Source organism: Saccharopolyspora hirsuta, assembly GCF_008630535.1.
Classification (GTDB): domain Bacteria; phylum Actinomycetota; class Actinomycetes; order Mycobacteriales; family Pseudonocardiaceae; genus Saccharopolyspora; species Saccharopolyspora hirsuta.
Map to the genome: position 1 here is coordinate 42,721 of NZ_VWPH01000020.1, position 16,866 is coordinate 59,586.

A 16,866-nucleotide genomic window follows, 5' to 3' on the forward strand; every position below is an offset into this window, starting at 1 on the left:
CTCCTCCCTTACGGCGTACGGAAAACCGTACAGCTAACTTCGGCCGCAGATCGACGGACCGAGGAGGATCTGATGACGCCGGACGAATGGGTGCACCAGTACGCGCTCCTGGCGCTGCGCATCGACAAGCTGGTGCTGGGGAGCGCGACGGGCACCGTGGTCATCTTCAGCGGGCCGCCGGAGTGGCGGGCCGAGGTCGCGGGCGAAGAACCGGCGGCGGCCGGGAAGCTGGTCGACGACGCCGACGCGCTGCTGGACACCCTGCCGTTCCCGGCCGAGCGCGCCCGCTACCTCGCCGCCCAGGTGCGGGCCATGCGGGTGGTTGCCCGGCAGCTGAACGGCGAACAGCTGCCGCTGTCGGTCTACGCGGGCGAATGCTTGGGCGTGACGGCGGAAGTGCTGCCGACGGAGGTGTTCGAGGAGGCGCACGACCTGCTGGACCGCGCGCTGCCGAAAGGCGCCGGGAGCTTGCTGGAGCGGCTCCGGGCCTGGCAGGCGTTCCACACCCTGCCGCCGGACCAGGTGGACCGGATACCAGGGCTGGTGGACCGCGCCGTCGCCGAAACCCGTCGGCGCACCAACGAGATCGTGCCGCTGCCCGCCGACGAGGTGACCAGGTGCGAGCTGGTCTCCGGGGTGAACTTCCGGGCGGCCGGGGCCTACGACGGCGACCTGCGCTCGACGATCCACCTCAACACCGACCTGCCGTTCAACCTGGCCGACCTGCTCTACGTCGTCGCGCACGAGGGCCACCCGGGCCACATCGCCGAATCGATGCTCAAGGACCTCCGGCTGGTCGGCGAGCTCGGCTTCCTGGACCAGCAGGTCCGGTTCATGCTGTCGCCGTCGTTCGTGATCAGCGAGGGGCTCGGGCTGCACGCGCAGGACATCGCCTTCCCCGACGGCCGAGCCCAGGCCTGGCTGCGGGACAACGTCCTCGCCGAGCAGGGCATCGCCCCGGACGGCAGCGATTTCGCGGCGATCCACCGCGCGCAGAACGCGCTGTTCGGCGCGTGGGGCAATGCCGCGTTCCTCGCCGACGAAGGTCGCCCGGACGCGGAGATCAGCGCCTACCTCACCAGGTGGGCGCTGGTCCCCGAGGCCGAGACCGGCGCGGTCCTGAGCACCCTCCGGGCCGGTGGCATGTCCGCGTACGTGCTCGGCTACTTCCACGGCTGGCGGCTGCTCGACCGGTGGCTGGCCGCCCCGGACCGCGACGCGCGGGTGCGCCGACTGCTCACCGAGCAGCTGCTACCCGCCGACCTCGCGGGCTGAGCCGCCCACCAGGCGGTGCCAGGCGTCGGCGCGCCAGTCGTCGCCGTCGTCGAGGAACATGCGGTTGCCAGCGCTGTCCCAGTGGGTCAGCGCCCAGCCGTTTCCGGTGCGGTTCTCGTGCCAGCCGACCAGGGGCCAGTAGGCGAAGTCGGTGTCGTTGGCGATGAGGAAGTCCACGAAGTTCTCGAACCAGGCCCGCGCCTTCGGGTCCTGCTCCTCGCGGCCGCCCACGCCGAACTCGCTGATCCACAGCGGCGCGGTGTAGGGCTTGCCGTCCTCGGTCACGAAGAACGCCTGGCGCCGCAGCACCTCCTGCAGCTCCTCGCGGGAGAGGTCCTGGTAGCGCGGGTCGCTGGTCTCCCCCACCCCGGTCGCGCCGGAGTGGTTCGGGCCGGTGTAGCCGTAGAAGTGCGCCGAGTACACCAGCTTCCCGGGTTCGGCCAGCGTGTGCGACAGGGTGCGGACCGGTTCCAGCGTGGGGCGGCCGTGCGGGAGGCCGTCGACCGGGAGGCCGACCCAGTTGATGCCCTCGACGATGATCAGCAGGTTCGGGTTGGCCTCGGTGAGGATCCGGTTCCCGGCGCGCTGCGAGGCGGCGAACCAGTCGTGCTCATCGCCCAGACCCCAGTTCGGGTCGTCGAAGACGTCGCGCCGCACCTCGTTGTAGAGGTCGGCGCCGACCACGCGCGGGTTGTCCCGGTAGCGACCGGCCATGAAAAGCCAGTCCTCCTCCCACTGCTGGTCGCTCTGGCTGCTGTTCCAGCGCTCGTTGCCGTCGATCCCGCAGCACCAGCGGGTGGTGTTGGTGTGGTTGTTCAGGATGACGGCGAAACCGCGGTCGGTGAGCGCGGACACCGCGGCGTCGTAGATCTGCAGGCGGGTCTTGCCGCGCAGCTGCGGGTTCGCGGCCACCGCCCGGTCCGGCACGATCGCCTCGTCGCGGATCATGTCGTTGGCGAAGGGCAGCCGGATGCTGTTGAGCCCGAGTTCGGCGAAGCTGTCCAGGATCTCGTCCATCGACGCCCGGTCCAGGCCCAGCGGGATGCCGCTGCTGTTCTCCCCCGCGTGGTGGTTGGCGGGGTCGTCGACGTCCCCGCTGCCGTCGTAGGTGCCGCTGGCGCCGTGCCAGTTCCCGGATTTCAGCTTGAAGCGGGCGCCGTTGGCGTCGACGACGTAGCGCCCCTCGGTGTGCAGCGGCCCGGCCCACGTCGCGGCCAGATCCGGTGCGGCGGGCGGCAGCGGTTGCACCAGTGCGGCGGCGAGGACGGTGGTGAGCACCCCGGCGATCATGCGCGCTCCCTCGGTTCGGACGAATCGCGGATCGGCGGCGGGACTTTCATCCTCGCAGGGATCACCGCGCTGGAAACATCTGGGAATTCACCACTTTTGCCGCTGTTCACCACGTCGAACCCGGAGCTCCCGGTGATCGCCGACCAGCAGCGACACGATCCAGACCGCGCGAAGATTGGTTCAGACCTTGCCTTTCCGGGGCGTGATCCATAGCATCCGATTGCTCAGCGCAAAACGGGAATTGCAGACAGTGCAACGGAGACTGCCATGCGCGCCTGGAAAGCCATCACCATCACCGCCATCGGCGCGTTGCTCGCCGCCTGCGGACCGCCGCAGGTCCAGCAGGACGCGCCCGCCGAGGACGAACGCACCGGCACCCTGCGGGTCTGGCTGTTCGACGAGGCGAGCCGCGGCCCCAAGCAGGCCACCGTGGACGAAGCGGTGGCCCGCTTCGAGGCCGAGCACCAGGGCGTCGAGGTCGACGTGCAGTACATCCCCGTGGACACCCGCTCGCAGCGGTTCACCGGCGCGTTCAACGACCCGGCCAGCGCCCCCGACGTCGCCGAGTACGGCAACACCGACCTGGCCGGGTACGTCGCCGCGGGCGGGCTGGCCGACCTGACCGGCCAGCTCGGGCCGGAAGCCGCCGACCTGAACGAATCGGTGCTGGAGACCGCGAAGGTCGACGGCAAGGTCTACGGGATGCCCTGGTACACCGGCGTCCGGGCGCTGTACTACCGCACCGACGTCTTCGCCGAGCTGGGCCTGCAGCCGCCGCGCACCACCGCCGAGCTGGTCGACACCGCGCAGCGGATCCGCCAGGCCCGGCCCGACCTCTACGGCATCTCCATCGGCGGCAAGTACCACTACGCGCTGATGCCGTTCATCTGGGCGGCCGGTGGCGACCTCGCCCGCCGCGACGGCGACCAGTGGGTGTCCACTGTGGACGAACCCGCCGCCCGCGAGGGCGTGGCCACCTACTCGTCGCTGATCAGCGGCGGCGCGTGCCCGCGCGAGCAGTGCGCGGACATGACCGGCAGCCAGGCCGTGCAGGCCTTCGCCTCCGGCAAGGCGGCGATGACCGTCGGCGGCGACTTCAACCGCGCCGCGGTGGACGCCGGTGAGGCCGCGGGCAAGTACGCCGTGGTCCCGCTGCCCGGCCCGACGGCCGGATCGGTCGCCCCGGCCTTCGCCGGCGGCAACATGCTCGGCGTGCTCAAGTCCTCCAAGCGCGCCACGCTGGCCAAGGAGTTCGTGCAGCTGCTGGCGGGCAAGGAGTACCAGCGCAAGATGTACGAGGCGATGGGCAACCTGCCGACGTACACCGACGTGCAGCAGGAGCTCGCCGCCGACGACCCCGCCGTGGCGCCGTTCGTGCAGACCCTGCAGGCCGGTACCCGGTTCGTGCCGACCACCGCGGGCTGGTCGAAGATCGACGCGCAGGGCGTGCTGCCCACCATGGTCCAGCAGGTCGTCAACGGCACCCCCGTCGAGCGGGCCACCGACGACGCGGCCGCCCGGATGAACGACGTCTTCGAAGGCCGCTGATGGGCGCACTGCTCTACCTGGCACCGGCCGGGCTGCTGCTCGTCGTGATGATGGGCTACCCGCTCTACCAGCTGGTGCAGATCTCCCTCTACGAGTACGGGCAGGCGCAGGCCTCCGGCGGCGCCGCGCTGGAGTTCCTGGGCGCGGGCAACTACCTGTCGCTGCTGGGCGATCCGCAGTTCTGGACGATCCTGGGCCAGACCTGCCTGTTCGCCGCGGTGTGCGTGGTGGGCAGCCTGGCGGTCGGCATCGCGCTGGCGGTGCTGGCCACCAGGATCGGCCGGGTGCCGCGGCTGCTGCTGTTCCTGGCCGCGATCGGCGCCTGGGCCACCCCTGCGATGGCCGGGTCGACGGTCTGGCTGTTCCTGTTCGACCAGGACTTCGGCCTGGTCAACGAGGTGCTCACCGGGCTCGGCGTGGACGACGCGGCCGGGTTCTCCTGGACCTACGACAAGTACGTCGCCTTCGGCCTGGTGGCCGCCGAGGTGATCTGGTGCTCGTTCCCGTTCGTGCTGGTCACCACCTACGCCGGGCTCAGCGGGATCCCCGGCGAGGTGGTGGAGGCCGCGGCGCTGGACGGGGCGTCGACGTGGCGGACGGCGCGCAGCGTGCTGCTGCCGATGCTCAAGCCGGTGCTGGTGATCGCCACCATCCAGTCGATCATCTGGGACTTCAAGATCTTCACCCAGATCTACGTGATGACCAACGGCGGCGGGGTCGCCGGGCAGAACATGGTGCTCAACGTCTACGCCTACCAGGAGGCGTTCGCCGGGTCGAACTACGGGCTCGGCTCGGCCATCGGCGTGGTGATGACCGTGCTGCTCATGCTGATCACGCTGACCTACCTGCGGGCGCAGCGGAAGGACGGGGCGATCGCATGAACTCGTCGAAGCGGTTGCCGCGCCGGATCGCCAACGCGGTGGCGGTGCTGATCGCCGCCGCGGTGGCGTTCCCGCTGTACTGGATGGTGCTCTCGGCGTTCAAGCCGGAGCGCGAGCTGCTGTCCACCGATCCGCGGCCGTGGACCTCCGCGCCCACCCTGGACGGCTTCCGCCGGGTGTTCACTGTGGACGGTCTCGGCGGCTACTTCCTGAACAGCCTGCTGGTGGCCGGGGCGGTGGTGCTGCTGTCGCTGGTCATGTCGTTCCTGGCGGCGGTCGCGCTGACCCGCTTCCGGTTCCGCGGCCGCACCGTGCTGCTGCTGATGATCCTGGTGGCGCAGATGGTCCCGGTGGAGGCGCTGACCATCCCGCTGTTCTTCCTGATGCGCGAGGTCGGCGGGGTGGCCCCGGCGTTCGGCCTCAACCACCTGGGATCGCTGGTGCTGGTGCACCTGGCGTTCAGCCTGCCGCTGACCATCTGGATGCTGCGCGGGTTCGTGGCCGCGGTCCCCGACGAGCTGGAGGAGGCCGCCACCCTGGACGGCGCCAGCCGCGCCCGGTTCGTCTGGCAGGTGCTCTTCCCGCTGGTGGCACCGGGTCTGGTGGCCATCAGCGTGCTGTCGTTCATCCACGCCTGGAACGACTTCCTGTTCGCCAAGACGTTCATCATCTCGGCCACGGAGAACCAGACGCTGCCGATGGCGATCCTGGTGTTCTTCAAGCCCGAGGGCAACGATTGGGGTGCCATCATGGCGGGTTCGACGCTGATGACGATCCCGGTGCTCATCTTCTTCGTGCTGGTCCAGCGCAAGCTGGTGTCCGGGCTGGCCGGGGCGGTGAAGGGATGAGCAGCCTCGTGCCAACCCCAGCCCTGCGCAACCGCACCTCAGGGGAACGTGACGCGAACCGGCCACGAGAAACCCCCGCACGCAAGTTCGCGCCGAACGCAACCACCACTGCGAATCGCGGAGAGGCGGAACGCGCATGACCTGGGACTCGCTGCTGCCGCGCCCGGTGCTGGTCCGGCCCGCGGCCGGGGTGCTGGAGCTGGACGAGAACACCACCGTCGGCGGGGAACCCACCACCGCCGACTGGTTCCGCCGCCACGTCGGGGCGGCGACCGGGCTGCCGCTGGCCGACGCCGAGCGGCCGACCGTCGAGTTCCGCGTCGACCCGGCCGGATCGGTGCCGGGCGGCTACCGCGCGCAGGTCCGCCCGGACGGCGTCGAGGTCGTCGCGCACGACGCGGCAGGCGCGCACCACGCCGCGCAGACGCTGCGGCAGCTGCTGGACCCGTCGGCGTACCGGTCCGCGCTGATCCACTACGGGCGGTTCGTGCTGCCGTGCGGGCAGGTCGAGGACCGGCCGCGGTTCTCCTGGCGCGGCTGCCACCTCGACGTGGCGCGCCACTTCCTGCCCAAGCGGGAGGTGCTGCGGTTCGTCGAGCTGCTGGCGATGCACAAGCTCAACGTGCTGCACCTGCACCTGACCGACGACCAGGGCTGGCGGTTCGAGGTGCCGCGGTTCCCGGAGCTCACCCGGGTCGGCGCGTGGCGGAAGCGGTCGATGGTCGGCCGCGGCCCGGAGCCGGAGTTCGACTCCCGGCCGCACGGCGGCTTCTACACCGCCGACGACCTGCGCGAGATCGTCGCCCACGCGGCCCGCCACCACGTCACGGTGGTGCCGGAGATCGACGTGCCCGGCCACAGCCAGGCCGCCATCGCCGCCTACCCGGAGCTGGGCACCGGGCAGCGCCCCGAGGTCTGGGACTCCTGGGGCGTCAGCAGCGACATCCTCAACACCGATCCGGCGACCGCGGACTTCTACCGCGCGGTCCTCGACCACGTGATGGAGGTGTTCCCGTCCCCGGTGATCTGCGTCGGCGGCGACGAGGTCCCCGGCATCACCCCGGAGCACGGCGCCTTCCTGCGCGAGCTCATCGAGCACGTCCACGCGCGCGGCCGCCGCGCCTCCGGCTGGGACGAGATCCTGGACGCGGCGGACCCGCTGCCCGCCGGGACCATCATCGCGGCGTGGCGCGACGAGCAGGCCGCGGTGCGCGCCGCCGAGCGCGGCCACGACGTGGTCCTGTGCCCGGAGAGCCACTTCTACTTCGACCACCGCCAGGCCGACCACCCCGACGAACCGATCCCGGTGGGCTTCCTGACCACGCTGGAGAAGGTCTACGGCTACCAGCCGCGACCGGACGTGCTCGGCGTCCAGGCGCAGGTGTGGAGCGAGCACCTGGACACCCCGCGCCGCCTGGACTACGCGGCGTTCCCGCGCCTGTCGGCGTTCGCCGAGGTGGCCTGGAGCCAGCAGCACGACCTCGCCGACTTCCAGCGCAGGCTGGTCGACCACCACCTCCCCCGGCTGGACGCCTGCGGCGTCGAGTACCGCCCGCTGGGCGGCCCGCACCCCTGGCAGACCCGCCCCGGGGTGCCCGGCCGCCCCCGCTGATCGGGCAGATCCGGCGAAACCGGTGCGCTGCGTCACACCTCGGCTGTACCGTCGCTGGTGATCATTCGACGACGGGGGTGCGCATGACGGAAGCGACCGCGGGCCAAGGGATTCCGGTCGCCCGGCTCCCCTCCCGCCTCGGTCGGCGGTGGGTCCGGCGCAGCCGCGTGGAGAAGATCCCGGACCAGCCGGTGGTCCACCTGCTGCGCGAGAACGACCCGGGCAGGCTGGTGGACCAGCTGTCCGACCACCTCGGCTCGGTGGTGCCGCACGTGGTGCTCGACGTCGGCGGCGCCCCGGCCGATTCCCAGCGCGGCAAGTCGGTGCAGATCCGCAAGCTGCTGGACCGCGCCGCGCTGGGGCTGCGCGACGCCGACTCGTGGCCGCGGATCGGCCGCCTGCGCTTCCGCCGCTACGCGCTGCTGAGCTGGCTGCTCAAGAAGAACCTGCCACCGACGAACCTGGCCCGCGCACCGCACTCCGACATCCGACACCTGCTGCGCGAGTACCTCAGCAGCCGCCGACCGCGGCGCACCCAGCAGGAGGAGCAGCTGGAGGCCCAGGGCTGGGAGCTGGCCGCGCAGAACCTGCCCTGGTACCTGTACCTGCTGTCGCTGGTGTTCTTCCCGGTCTACTACGGCTGGTGGGTGCGCAAGGGGCGCGTCGCCCGCTGGTTCATGCGGCAGCGCTACCTCTCGCCCAACGAGTCGGCGGACTTCCCCAGCTTCGCCCAGCGCCTGATCACCACCCCGTCGCGCTGGGAGAACGCCAAGCAGGTCCGCAAGCTGCTGGTGCACGCGTTCCTCGCCGACCTCGCGGACTCCTACAACCGGCGGCTGTGGCGCTGGAAGTGGGTGCCGAAGGACTGCTACCCGGTGCTCCTGCTGCGCAACCTCCGCGACGAGAGCGTCGGCAAGATGCTGGTGCGGCTGATCAACGACGTCCGCAACGAGACCGGCGTCCCGGACCCGCTGCTGGTGATCGGCAGCGGCGCCGAACCGCTGGCCGACAGCGAAACGCCCAGCGCACCGGTCACGCTGGAGACCTGGCACGAAACGCTGCAGGAAGCGCGCCGCAAGCGCTCGAACACCGCCTGGTACGTGACGCTGCGGGTCGCCGACGAACCGCCCGTCACCGACGACGAACCCGGCGTGTCCCTCGGCCAGACGAGCCTGCCGCTCAAGCACTCCAAGATGCTGCGCCGCGTCCCGATCGCCCTCGGCGTGCTGCTGCTCATCGGCGGCGGTGCCGCCTACTACCAGCAGTACGAGTACCACTGCGGCCGCAGCCTCTGGCCGTGGACCAACAGCGACCTGTGGACGGCCGACGGCGAATGCGTCGGGATCGCCGACGCCGACTACCGGTTCTCCAGCGGTGTCACCGACGCGGGCCTGCGCGCTCGGCTCGACGAAGCCCAGGAAGCGATCAACGCGCAGAACGAGGAGGCGGCGAAGAAGACCGAGCTCCCGCACATCACCATCGTCTACTTCAGCACCCTCACCGGGGTGGACGCCGACTCCACGACCTTGGACGGTGTCGCGGCGGAGCTGGAGGGGCTGGCGAAGGCCCAGGAGTTCTCGCGCCGCAACAACCAGGCCGCGATCCGGATCGTCATCGCCAACGGCGGAGCCCGGATGGGGCACGCCGCCGAGGTGGCCGAGCACATCGTCGAGTACGCCGCGCAGTCGGTGCCGGAGAACCCCGCCGACGAGCGGGCGCTGGCCGAGAACCCGCCCGTCGTGTCGGTGGTCGGGCTCGGCGGCAGCTGGGAGGGGACCAAGGAGGCGATCAGGACGCTCGGCGGCAACGGGCTGAGCATGGTGGCGACGGTGCCGTCGGCCGACGAGCTCCCCAGCCTGAGCAGGCTCTACTACCAGGTGGGGCCGACGAACAGCTGGCAGGCCGAGATCATCGCCCAGCACATCCGCAACCTGGGCGTCGACCGGGTCACCGTCTACTCGCCGGAAGCGGACCTCTACAGCAGGAACCTGGCCGAGGACATCGAGGCCCAACCGGGGATCGCGGTGCAGCTGGCGGACACCGTCTCCGCCGAGAACCTGCACTGCTCGCCCGATTCGCTGGTGTTCTTCGCCGGGCGCGCGGACAAGTTCGGCGCCTTCCGCACCACGGTGCAGGAAACGTGCACCGTCCCCGGCAGCATGCCGCGCATCATGGCCGGTGACGACACGACGAAGTACCTGTTCGACAACGACCTGCCGGTCGGCTTCGCGCTGGACTACGTCGACTTCACCGGGCACCGCGTGCGGGGCGAGGCCGACGGTGTGACGGGGCGCGGGATGCTCGCCTACGACGCGGTCGGCCTGGTCCGGCAAGCGGTGAAGCGGACCTTGGAGGGGCAGGACCCGGGCGGAACGCAGCTCAACGGCCAGGCAGTCTGGTACGGCATCGTCCAGCTCGGACAGAACCCGGGCGGCATCGGGGCGATCAGCGGCCACCTCGACTTCCGCTCCCCGACCGGCCAGCTCCAGCAGGTCCCGCACCGCAAGGCGATCTCGGTGATGCGCGTGGTCGGCACCGCCCCGGACGACCCGGCGCGCAAGAGCAACACCCAGGTCCTGATGTACTGCGGAGACCCCCGCGAGCAGATCGGCCGGTGCCCGCCGTAGACCGGCTGCTCAGCTCCGGCCGTCCTCGACGTGGGACTCCAGCCGCCGCAGGGTGGCTTCGACCGACCGGAGGTCCTGCTTCGGCAGACCGGTCCGGGCGACGAGCTCGGGCGACATCGCCGCGTAGTCGAAGGTCTCGGTGACCCTGGTCGCCGAGTCGCCCTCCGGCTCCAGCTCGTAGCGCCAGCGGGCGGGCAGCACGTGCCGCCAGGCGATCCTCGCCGCGGACGGGTCCCCCGTGGTGGGCGTCCCGCCCGCAGCTCGGCGGGGATCAGCTCGCCGGGGCCTTCTCCGGCTCCGGGGTCTTCGGGTCCCAGCACTCCACGCCGGTCAGCTCCGGGATGCGGTCCCGGGTGAAGACCGGGTCCAGGCCCTGCTTGCGCTGCTCGTTGTAGTCGCGGAGGAGCTTGAAGGCGACCGCGCTGAGCGGGGCGATCGCCGCCAGGTTGACCAGCGCCATGATGCCCATCGTGGTGTCCGCCAGGTTCCACACCAGGTCCGAGGAGCCGATCGCGCCCAGGAAGGTCACCACCAGCACGATCCACCGGTAGCCGGTCAGCACCGCGCGGTTCTGGGTGAGGAAGCCGACGTTGGACTCGCCGTAGAAGTAGTTGCCCAGCACCGAGGTGAACGCGACCAGCAGGATGATCAGCGTCAGCAGGTGCAGCGACCAGTTGCCCAGGTTGAACTGCAGCGCTTCCTGGGTCATCGTCGGGCCGCGGTTCTCGCCGTAGGTCGGGTTGGACAGCAGCACGATGAACGCCGTGGTGGAGCACACCAGCAGGGTGTCGACGTAGACGCCGAGGGTCTGCACCAGGCCCTGCTTGACCGGGTGGCTCACCGAGGCGGTGGCACCGGCGTTCGGGGCCGAACCGAGACCGGCCTCGTTGGAGAACATGCCGCGCCGCACGCCCTGCACGATCGCCGCGCCCAGACCACCGGCGGCGATCTCCTCGAAGCCGAAGGCGTTGGCGAAGATCTGGCCGACCACGCCGGGCAGCGCGTCGATGTTGAGCACCACGATGACCAGGCCCAGGACCATGTACAGCCCGGCCATGAACGGCACCAGCAGCTGCGCGACGTGCGCGATGCGCCGCACCCCGCCGAAGATGACCGCCGCGGTCAGCGCCACCAGGGCCAGGCCGAGCACCGGCTCCAGCCAGCCGGTGCCGGTCGCGCCGGTCGCCTCCACCGAGGTCATGACCGCGCCGACGATGGTGTTGCTCTGCACCGCGTTGAACACGAAGCCGAAGGTGATCGTGATGACCACCGCGAAGATCACGCCCATCCACCGGGCGCGCAGGCCGTGCAGCATGTAGTAGGCGGGGCCGCCGCGGAAACCGGCCTTGTCCCGCACCTTGTACAGCTGGGCCAGGGTGGACTCGACGAAGCTGGCCGCACCGACGACCAGGCCCATCATCCACATCCAGAACACCGCGCCGGGCCCGCCCAGCGCGATCGCGGTGGCCACACCGGCGATGTTGCCGGTGCCGATCCGGGCCGCCGCGGAGATCGCGAACGCCTGGAACGACGAGATCGCCTTCTTGCCGTCCTCCGCGGTCTCGGCCTTGCCGACCATCGCGCGGACCATCTCCGGGATCATCCGGATCTGCACCGCACCGGAGCGGACCGTGAAGTACAGGCTCAGCACGGCCAGCACCGGGATGATCAGGTAGAGCCAGAACGTGTCGTTCAGCGCGACGATCGCGTCGTTGAGCGCTTCCACGTGGAACCTTTCCGCAGGGGTGTCGCGGAGCATCGGCGTTCCCGCGCGCATCGGGTGGGCGCGCCCGCCGAAAGATCACCGCTTCGTCCGGTCGGCACAGTCTGTCCGAATGGTGGGCGCAGAGGTCGGTGCCGTGGCGGAAAGGTTACAAAACGGGCCCGCGCCGACCGGCGCGGGCCCCGTCCTCGCAGCTCAGCTCTCCGCCAGCACCGGCGCCAGGAACCGGCCGGTGTGACTTTCGTCGATGGCGGCGAGGTCCTCCGGGGTGCCCTCGGCCACCAGGGTGCCGCCGCCGGAACCGCCCTCCGGCCCCATGTCCAGCACCCAGTCCGCGGTCTTGATCACGTCCAGGTTGTGCTCGATCACGATCACCGTGTTGCCCTTGTCCACCAGGCCGTTGATCACGCCGAGCAGCTTGCGGATGTCCTCGAAGTGCAACCCGGTGGTCGGCTCGTCGAGGATGTAGACCGTCTTGCCGGTGGAGCGCTTCTGCAGCTCGCTGGCCAGCTTCACGCGCTGCGCCTCACCACCGGACAGCGTCGGCGCGGGCTGGCCCAGCCGCACGTAGCCCAGCCCGACGTCCACCAGCGTCTTGAGGTGCCGGTGGATGGCGTTGATCGGCTCGAAGAACGCCGCGGCCTCCTCGATCGGCATGTCCAGGACCTCGGAGATGGTCTTGCCCTTGTAGTGCACCTCCAGGGTCTCCCGGTTGTACCGGGCGCCCTTGCACACCTCGCACGGCACGTACACGTCGGGCAGGAAGTTCATCTCGATCTTCAGCGTGCCGTCGCCCGCGCACGCCTCGCACCGGCCGCCCTTGATGTTGAAGGAGAACCGGCCCGGCTGGTAGCCGCGCACCTTCGCCTCGGTGGTCGCCGCGAACAGCTTGCGGATGTGGTCGAACACACCGGTGTAGGTGGCCGGGTTCGACCGCGGGGTGCGGCCGATCGGCGACTGGTCGACCTGCACCAGCTTGTCCACGTGCTCCAGGCCCTTGACCCGGGTGTGCCTGCCGGGCACCTGGCGGGCGCCGTTGAGCTTGTTCGCCAGCACCGAGGCGAGGATGTCGTTGACCAGGGTGGACTTGCCCGACCCGGACACCCCGGTGACCGCCACCAGGCAGCCCAGCGGGAACGACACGTCGATCTTGCGCAGGTTGTGCTCGCGGGCGCCGACCACGGTCAGCTGGCGCTTGCGGTCGCGGGGGCGGCGCAGCTCCGGCACCGGGATCTGCTTGCGGCGGGACAGGTAGTCGCCGGTCAGCGACTTCTTGTTGTCCAGCAGCTTCTTGTACGTGCCGCTGTGCACCACCTGGCCGCCGTGCTCACCGGCGCCGGGGCCGATGTCGACCACCCAGTCCGCGCTGCGCACGGTGTCCTCGTCGTGCTCCACGACGATCAGCGTGTTGCCCAGGTCCCGCAGCCTGCTCAGCGTCTCCAGCAACCGGTGGTTGTCCCGCTGGTGCAGGCCGATGGACGGCTCGTCCAGCACGTAGAGCACGCCGACCAGGCCCGAGCCGATCTGGGTGGCCAGCCGGATGCGCTGCGCCTCACCACCGGACAGCGTCCCGGCGGCGCGGTCCAGCGACAGGTAGTCCAGGCCCACGTCGAGCAGGAAGCCCAACCGCGCCTGCACCTCCTTGAGCACCGCACCGGCGATCATCTGCTCGCGCGGCCCGAGCACCAGGCCGTTGAGGAACGTCGAGCACTCCCGCACGCTCAGCGCGCTGACCTCGGCGATGGACAGCTCGCCGACGTCTTCGTTGGCCATCGTCACGGCCAGGATCTCGGGCTTGAGGCGGGTGCCGTCGCAGGCCGGGCACGGCACGTCCCGCATGTAGCCCTCGTACTTCTCGCGGGCGTAGTCGGACTCGGTCTGCTCCAGCCGCCGCTCCAGGAACGGGATGACGCCCTCGTAGTTGGCGTAGTAGGAGCGGGTGCGCCCGTAGCGGTTCTTGTACCGGACGTGCACCTGGTCGTTGCTGCCGTGCAGCACCGCCTTCTTGACCTTGGTGGACAGCTGCCGCCACGGGGTGTCCATCCGGAACCCGATGGACTCCGACAGCGAGGTGAGCAGCCGGGTGAAGTACTCGGCGGTGTGCCCACCGGCCCACGGGGCGATCGCGCCCTCGGCCAGCGAGAGGTCCTCGTCGGGCACCACCAGCTCGGGGTCGACTTCCTTGCGGATGCCCAGCCCCGCGCACTCCGGGCACGCGCCGTAGGGCGAGTTGAACGAGAACGACCGCGGCTCCAGCTCGTCGACGCCCAGCGGGTGGCCGTTCGGGCAGGCCAGGTTCTCGGAGAACTTGCGCTCCCGGTTCGGGTCGTCCTCGTCGAGGTCGATGAACTCGATCAGCACCAGGCCGTCGGCCAGCCGCAGCGCGGTCTCCACCGAGTCGGTCAGCCGCTGCTTGGCGCCGGCCTTCACGGTGAGCCGGTCCACGACCACCGCGATGTCGTGCTTCTCCTGCTTCTTGAGCTTCGGCGGCGCGTCCAGCGGGTGCACCACGCCGTCGACGCGGGCGCGCGCGTAGCCCTGCGACTGCAGCTGCTCGAACAGGTCGACGTACTCGCCCTTGCGGCCGCGCACCACCGGCGCCAGCACCTGGAACTTGGCCCGCTCGGGCATCTCCAGCACCTGGTCGACGATCTGCTGCGGGGTCTGCTTGCTGATCGCCTCCCCGCAGGTCGGGCAGTGCGGCTTGCCCGCCCGCGCGTAGAGCAGGCGCAGGTAGTCGTAGACCTCGGTGATGGTGCCCACCGTGGACCGCGGGTTGCGGCTGGTGGACTTCTGGTCGATCGACACCGCCGGGGACAGGCCCTCGATGAAGTCCACGTCGGGCTTGTCCATCTGGCCGAGGAACTGCCGGGCGTAGGCGGACAGCGACTCGACGTAGCGGCGCTGCCCCTCGGCGAAGATGGTGTCGAAGGCCAGGCTCGACTTGCCGGAGCCGGACAGCCCGGTGAACACGATCAGGCTGTCCCGGGGCAGATCGAGGTCGATCCCGCGCAGGTTGTGCTCACGGGCGCCGCGGACGACGAGGCGGTCAGCCACAGTGATCCCTTCGGAAGTTCTGGCGTTGGGGCCGACGCGCGCCGCTGCGGGCCGGGTGCGAGAACCCGGTCATCGGCAGGTCGCGACGTCGCGTCGTCCATGCTATTCGGGGCCACCGACAGTCCCGGATCGCCTGCGCCCCGCACCCGGCGCGACCCCCGAACCACACCCGATCGTGTGACATCCGAAGCGGTGGGCCGCCGCCACCCACGACGATACGCAAATTCCCCCGGAATGGGCACTGTTGCCCTTGTGGCCTGCGCAATTAGGCTCGGTGTCTCACATCGCGCACCGCGCACCCCTCCCGTTCCCCCGCGAGGTGGACCATGGCTGACACCACCCTCGGCACCGGCGCGCAGCTCGCGCGCGAGGTCACCACCCAGCTGGCCGCGGTGGACCGCGCCACCGAACGGCTGCTGCGCACGGTCGGCGACCTGGACGAGGTCTCGGTGCGACAGCCCAGCCTGCTGCCCGGCTGGAGCCGCGCGCACGTCATCTCCCACCTGGCGCGCAACGCCGACGGGTTCGCCAACCTGCTGATCTGGGCGCGCACCGGGATCGAGCACGCGATGTACGCCAGCGGCGACGACCGGGACGAGGCCATCGCCGAGGGCGCCCAGCACAGCCACCGGCTGCTGCTGGAGGACCTGACCGCCTCCTGCGACCGCTTCGCGCACTCCGCGCGGGAGCTGCCGGAGAACGCGTGGACCGCCGAGATCGCGGACGCCGTCGGGGACCCGATGCCCGCCCACCACATGCTGCGGCTGCGCCTGCTGGAGGTGTGGGTGCACCTGGTCGACCTGGACCACGACGTGGACTTCGCCGACATCCCGCCGCGCGACGCCGAGCAGCTGCTGGAGGACGTCGTCCAGCAGTTCGGCGGCCGCCCGGACGTCCCGGCGCTGGCGGTGGAGGTCGACTTCGGCGACCACCGCCGCACCTGGGACCTGCGCGGCACGACGGCCCCGCCGAGCCGCGTGCACGGCGAACCGGGCCCGATGCTCGGCTGGCTCCTCGGCCGCACCGACGCCCAGGACCTCCGCGGCACCGCCCCGGACCTCCCCGACTGGCTCTGACCCCCGAAGTCGGTCTCATCCCGCGCGCCGGGACGCACCGTCCTGCCCGGGCGTCCAGGCTCCGGCGAAGCCGCATGCGCTCTGCTCGCGCCGATGTGGACTCTCAGCCGCGCCCATGATGTCCGCATAGCGGACAACTACCCGGCGCGAGGACAAGGGCGTCCGGACCGCGCAATCCGCGAGGAGATCGGCGAACAACTCTTCCACCTGGGCTTATAAGTGCTGCGTCGGCACTGAGACAGAACCCGTATGAGCTTCTGGATCGTTCCCCCGGGTGTTCTTGTTGACAGCCCCCGTGCGCCGGGTCACAGTACCGGTCAACCGCATAGCGGCAAGTATGTACGCATAGCGGACGGGAGAGAGTTCGTGGACATCGACCCGCGAGAACTGCGGAACTGCCTGGGGCACTTCACGACCGGGGTCACCGTCGTGACCTGCGACGTCGACGGATCCCCGCACGGCGCGACGGTCAACGCCTTCAGCGCGGTCTCCCTCGACCCGCCGCTGGTCCTCGTCTCGCTGGACCGGCGGTCCAAGGCGGCCCGGTACCTGGACGGGCGGCCGTTCACCGTGAACGTGCTGCGGTCCCAGCAGGACGCGCTCGCCCTGCACTTCGCCGGGCGGCCGATGCCCGACGCCGTGCCGTGGGCGGAACCGGCGCACGGCTCGCCCCGGCTCGCGGACTGCCTCGCACACCTCTCGTGCCGACCGTGGGCGTCCTACGACGGCGGCGACCACGTCCTGCACCTCGGCCACGTCGAAGAGCTCACCTACGGCGGAGGCGCACCGCTGGTGTTCTTCCGCGGCCAGTTCCGCCACCTCGGCCCGGCGTTCGAGGCCGCCCCGTGGCTGGAGTCGGGCGACTGCCCGGGGAGCCTCAGCCGCCTCATCGGCGGCCTCACCGAAGCCGCGCACTGATCGGAAAGCAG

General features: G+C 70.7%; 12 protein-coding genes. 8 read left to right on the forward strand and 4 right to left on the reverse strand.

Going from position 1 to position 16,866, the window contains the following annotated elements; genetic code table 11:
* The first annotated feature begins 72 nt into the window (after positions 1–72).
* Complete coding sequence (locus F1721_RS32350; RefSeq protein WP_150070647.1) at positions 73–1,275, forward strand: hypothetical protein; 1,203 nt, start codon at positions 73–75, stop codon at positions 1,273–1,275.
* Here F1721_RS32350 and F1721_RS32355 read toward each other — a convergent pair.
* Positions 1,252–2,565, reverse strand: coding sequence for a glycoside hydrolase family 5 protein (locus F1721_RS32355; protein ID WP_150070648.1), 1,314 nt, complete (start codon positions 2,563–2,565; stop codon positions 1,252–1,254). The two genes, F1721_RS32350 and F1721_RS32355, sit on opposite strands and share 24 nt — an antisense overlap.
* A 267-nt stretch (positions 2,566–2,832) precedes the next feature.
* Here F1721_RS32355 and F1721_RS32360 point away from each other — a divergent pair, with 267 nt between their 5' ends.
* From F1721_RS32360 to F1721_RS32380, 5 genes are all read left to right on the forward strand, one after another.
* Entirely contained in the window at positions 2,833–4,113 is a 1,281-nt protein-coding gene (locus F1721_RS32360) for an extracellular solute-binding protein (RefSeq protein WP_150070649.1), read from the forward strand.
* Positions 4,113–4,994, forward strand: coding sequence for a carbohydrate ABC transporter permease (locus F1721_RS32365; protein ID WP_150070650.1), 882 nt, complete (start codon positions 4,113–4,115; stop codon positions 4,992–4,994). The genes F1721_RS32360 and F1721_RS32365 overlap by 1 nt, the downstream gene beginning before the upstream one ends.
* On the forward strand, positions 4,991–5,842 hold the full coding sequence (locus F1721_RS32370) for a carbohydrate ABC transporter permease (RefSeq protein ID WP_150070651.1): 852 nt from the start codon (positions 4,991–4,993) through the stop codon (positions 5,840–5,842). The genes F1721_RS32365 and F1721_RS32370 overlap by 4 nt, the downstream gene beginning before the upstream one ends.
* Before the next feature lie 136 nt (positions 5,843–5,978).
* On the forward strand, positions 5,979–7,454 hold the full coding sequence (locus tag F1721_RS32375) for a beta-N-acetylhexosaminidase (RefSeq protein WP_150070652.1): 1,476 nt from the start codon (positions 5,979–5,981) through the stop codon (positions 7,452–7,454).
* A gap of 83 nt (positions 7,455–7,537) precedes the next feature.
* Entirely contained in the window at positions 7,538–10,081 is a 2,544-nt protein-coding gene (locus F1721_RS32380) for a type 1 periplasmic-binding domain-containing protein (protein WP_150070653.1), read from the forward strand.
* A gap of 9 nt (positions 10,082–10,090) precedes the next feature.
* On the opposite strand, the gene F1721_RS32385 is transcribed toward F1721_RS32380, so the two are convergent.
* The 3 genes from F1721_RS32385 to uvrA form a co-directional block, all read right to left on the reverse strand.
* On the reverse strand, positions 10,091–10,282 hold the full coding sequence (locus tag F1721_RS32385; RefSeq protein WP_211840719.1) for an SRPBCC family protein: 192 nt from the start codon (positions 10,280–10,282) through the stop codon (positions 10,091–10,093).
* A 70-nt stretch (positions 10,283–10,352) separates the two neighbouring features.
* Entirely contained in the window at positions 10,353–11,807 is a 1,455-nt protein-coding gene (locus F1721_RS32390; protein ID WP_150070654.1) for an alanine/glycine:cation symporter family protein, read from the reverse strand.
* A gap of 192 nt (positions 11,808–11,999) precedes the next feature.
* Positions 12,000–14,861 carry an excinuclease ABC subunit UvrA gene (gene uvrA / locus F1721_RS32395; protein ID WP_150070655.1) on the reverse strand — a complete coding sequence of 954 codons (2,862 nt, stop codon included), beginning with the start codon at positions 14,859–14,861 and terminating at the stop codon, positions 12,000–12,002.
* A gap of 326 nt (positions 14,862–15,187) precedes the next feature.
* Here uvrA and F1721_RS32400 point away from each other — a divergent pair, with 326 nt between their 5' ends.
* Both F1721_RS32400 and F1721_RS32405 read left to right on the forward strand, forming a co-directional pair.
* Positions 15,188–15,937 (forward strand): maleylpyruvate isomerase N-terminal domain-containing protein, encoded by a 750-nt coding sequence (locus F1721_RS32400; protein ID WP_150070656.1) that lies wholly within the window; start codon positions 15,188–15,190, stop codon positions 15,935–15,937.
* A gap of 366 nt (positions 15,938–16,303) precedes the next feature.
* Positions 16,304–16,855 (forward strand): flavin reductase family protein, encoded by a 552-nt coding sequence (locus F1721_RS32405; protein ID WP_211840720.1) that lies wholly within the window; start codon positions 16,304–16,306, stop codon positions 16,853–16,855.
* The last annotated feature ends 11 nt before the right edge of the window (positions 16,856–16,866 follow it).

What these genes read in the sequence shown, in the direction of transcription:
- F1721_RS32350 (WP_150070647.1), top strand. Translation starts at nt 73, where the DNA reads ATGACGCCGGACGAATGGGTGCACCAGTACGCGCTCCTGGCGCTGCGC.
- F1721_RS32355 (WP_150070648.1), bottom strand. Translation starts at nt 2,565, where the DNA reads ATGATCGCCGGGGTGCTCACCACCGTCCTCGCCGCCGCACTGGTGCAA.
- F1721_RS32360 (WP_150070649.1), top strand. Translation starts at nt 2,833, where the DNA reads ATGCGCGCCTGGAAAGCCATCACCATCACCGCCATCGGCGCGTTGCTC.
- F1721_RS32365 (WP_150070650.1), top strand. Translation starts at nt 4,113, where the DNA reads ATGGGCGCACTGCTCTACCTGGCACCGGCCGGGCTGCTGCTCGTCGTG.
- F1721_RS32370 (WP_150070651.1), top strand. Translation starts at nt 4,991, where the DNA reads ATGAACTCGTCGAAGCGGTTGCCGCGCCGGATCGCCAACGCGGTGGCG.
- F1721_RS32375 (WP_150070652.1), top strand. Translation starts at nt 5,979, where the DNA reads ATGACCTGGGACTCGCTGCTGCCGCGCCCGGTGCTGGTCCGGCCCGCG.
- F1721_RS32380 (WP_150070653.1), top strand. Translation starts at nt 7,538, where the DNA reads ATGACGGAAGCGACCGCGGGCCAAGGGATTCCGGTCGCCCGGCTCCCC.
- F1721_RS32400 (WP_150070656.1), top strand. Translation starts at nt 15,188, where the DNA reads ATGGCTGACACCACCCTCGGCACCGGCGCGCAGCTCGCGCGCGAGGTC.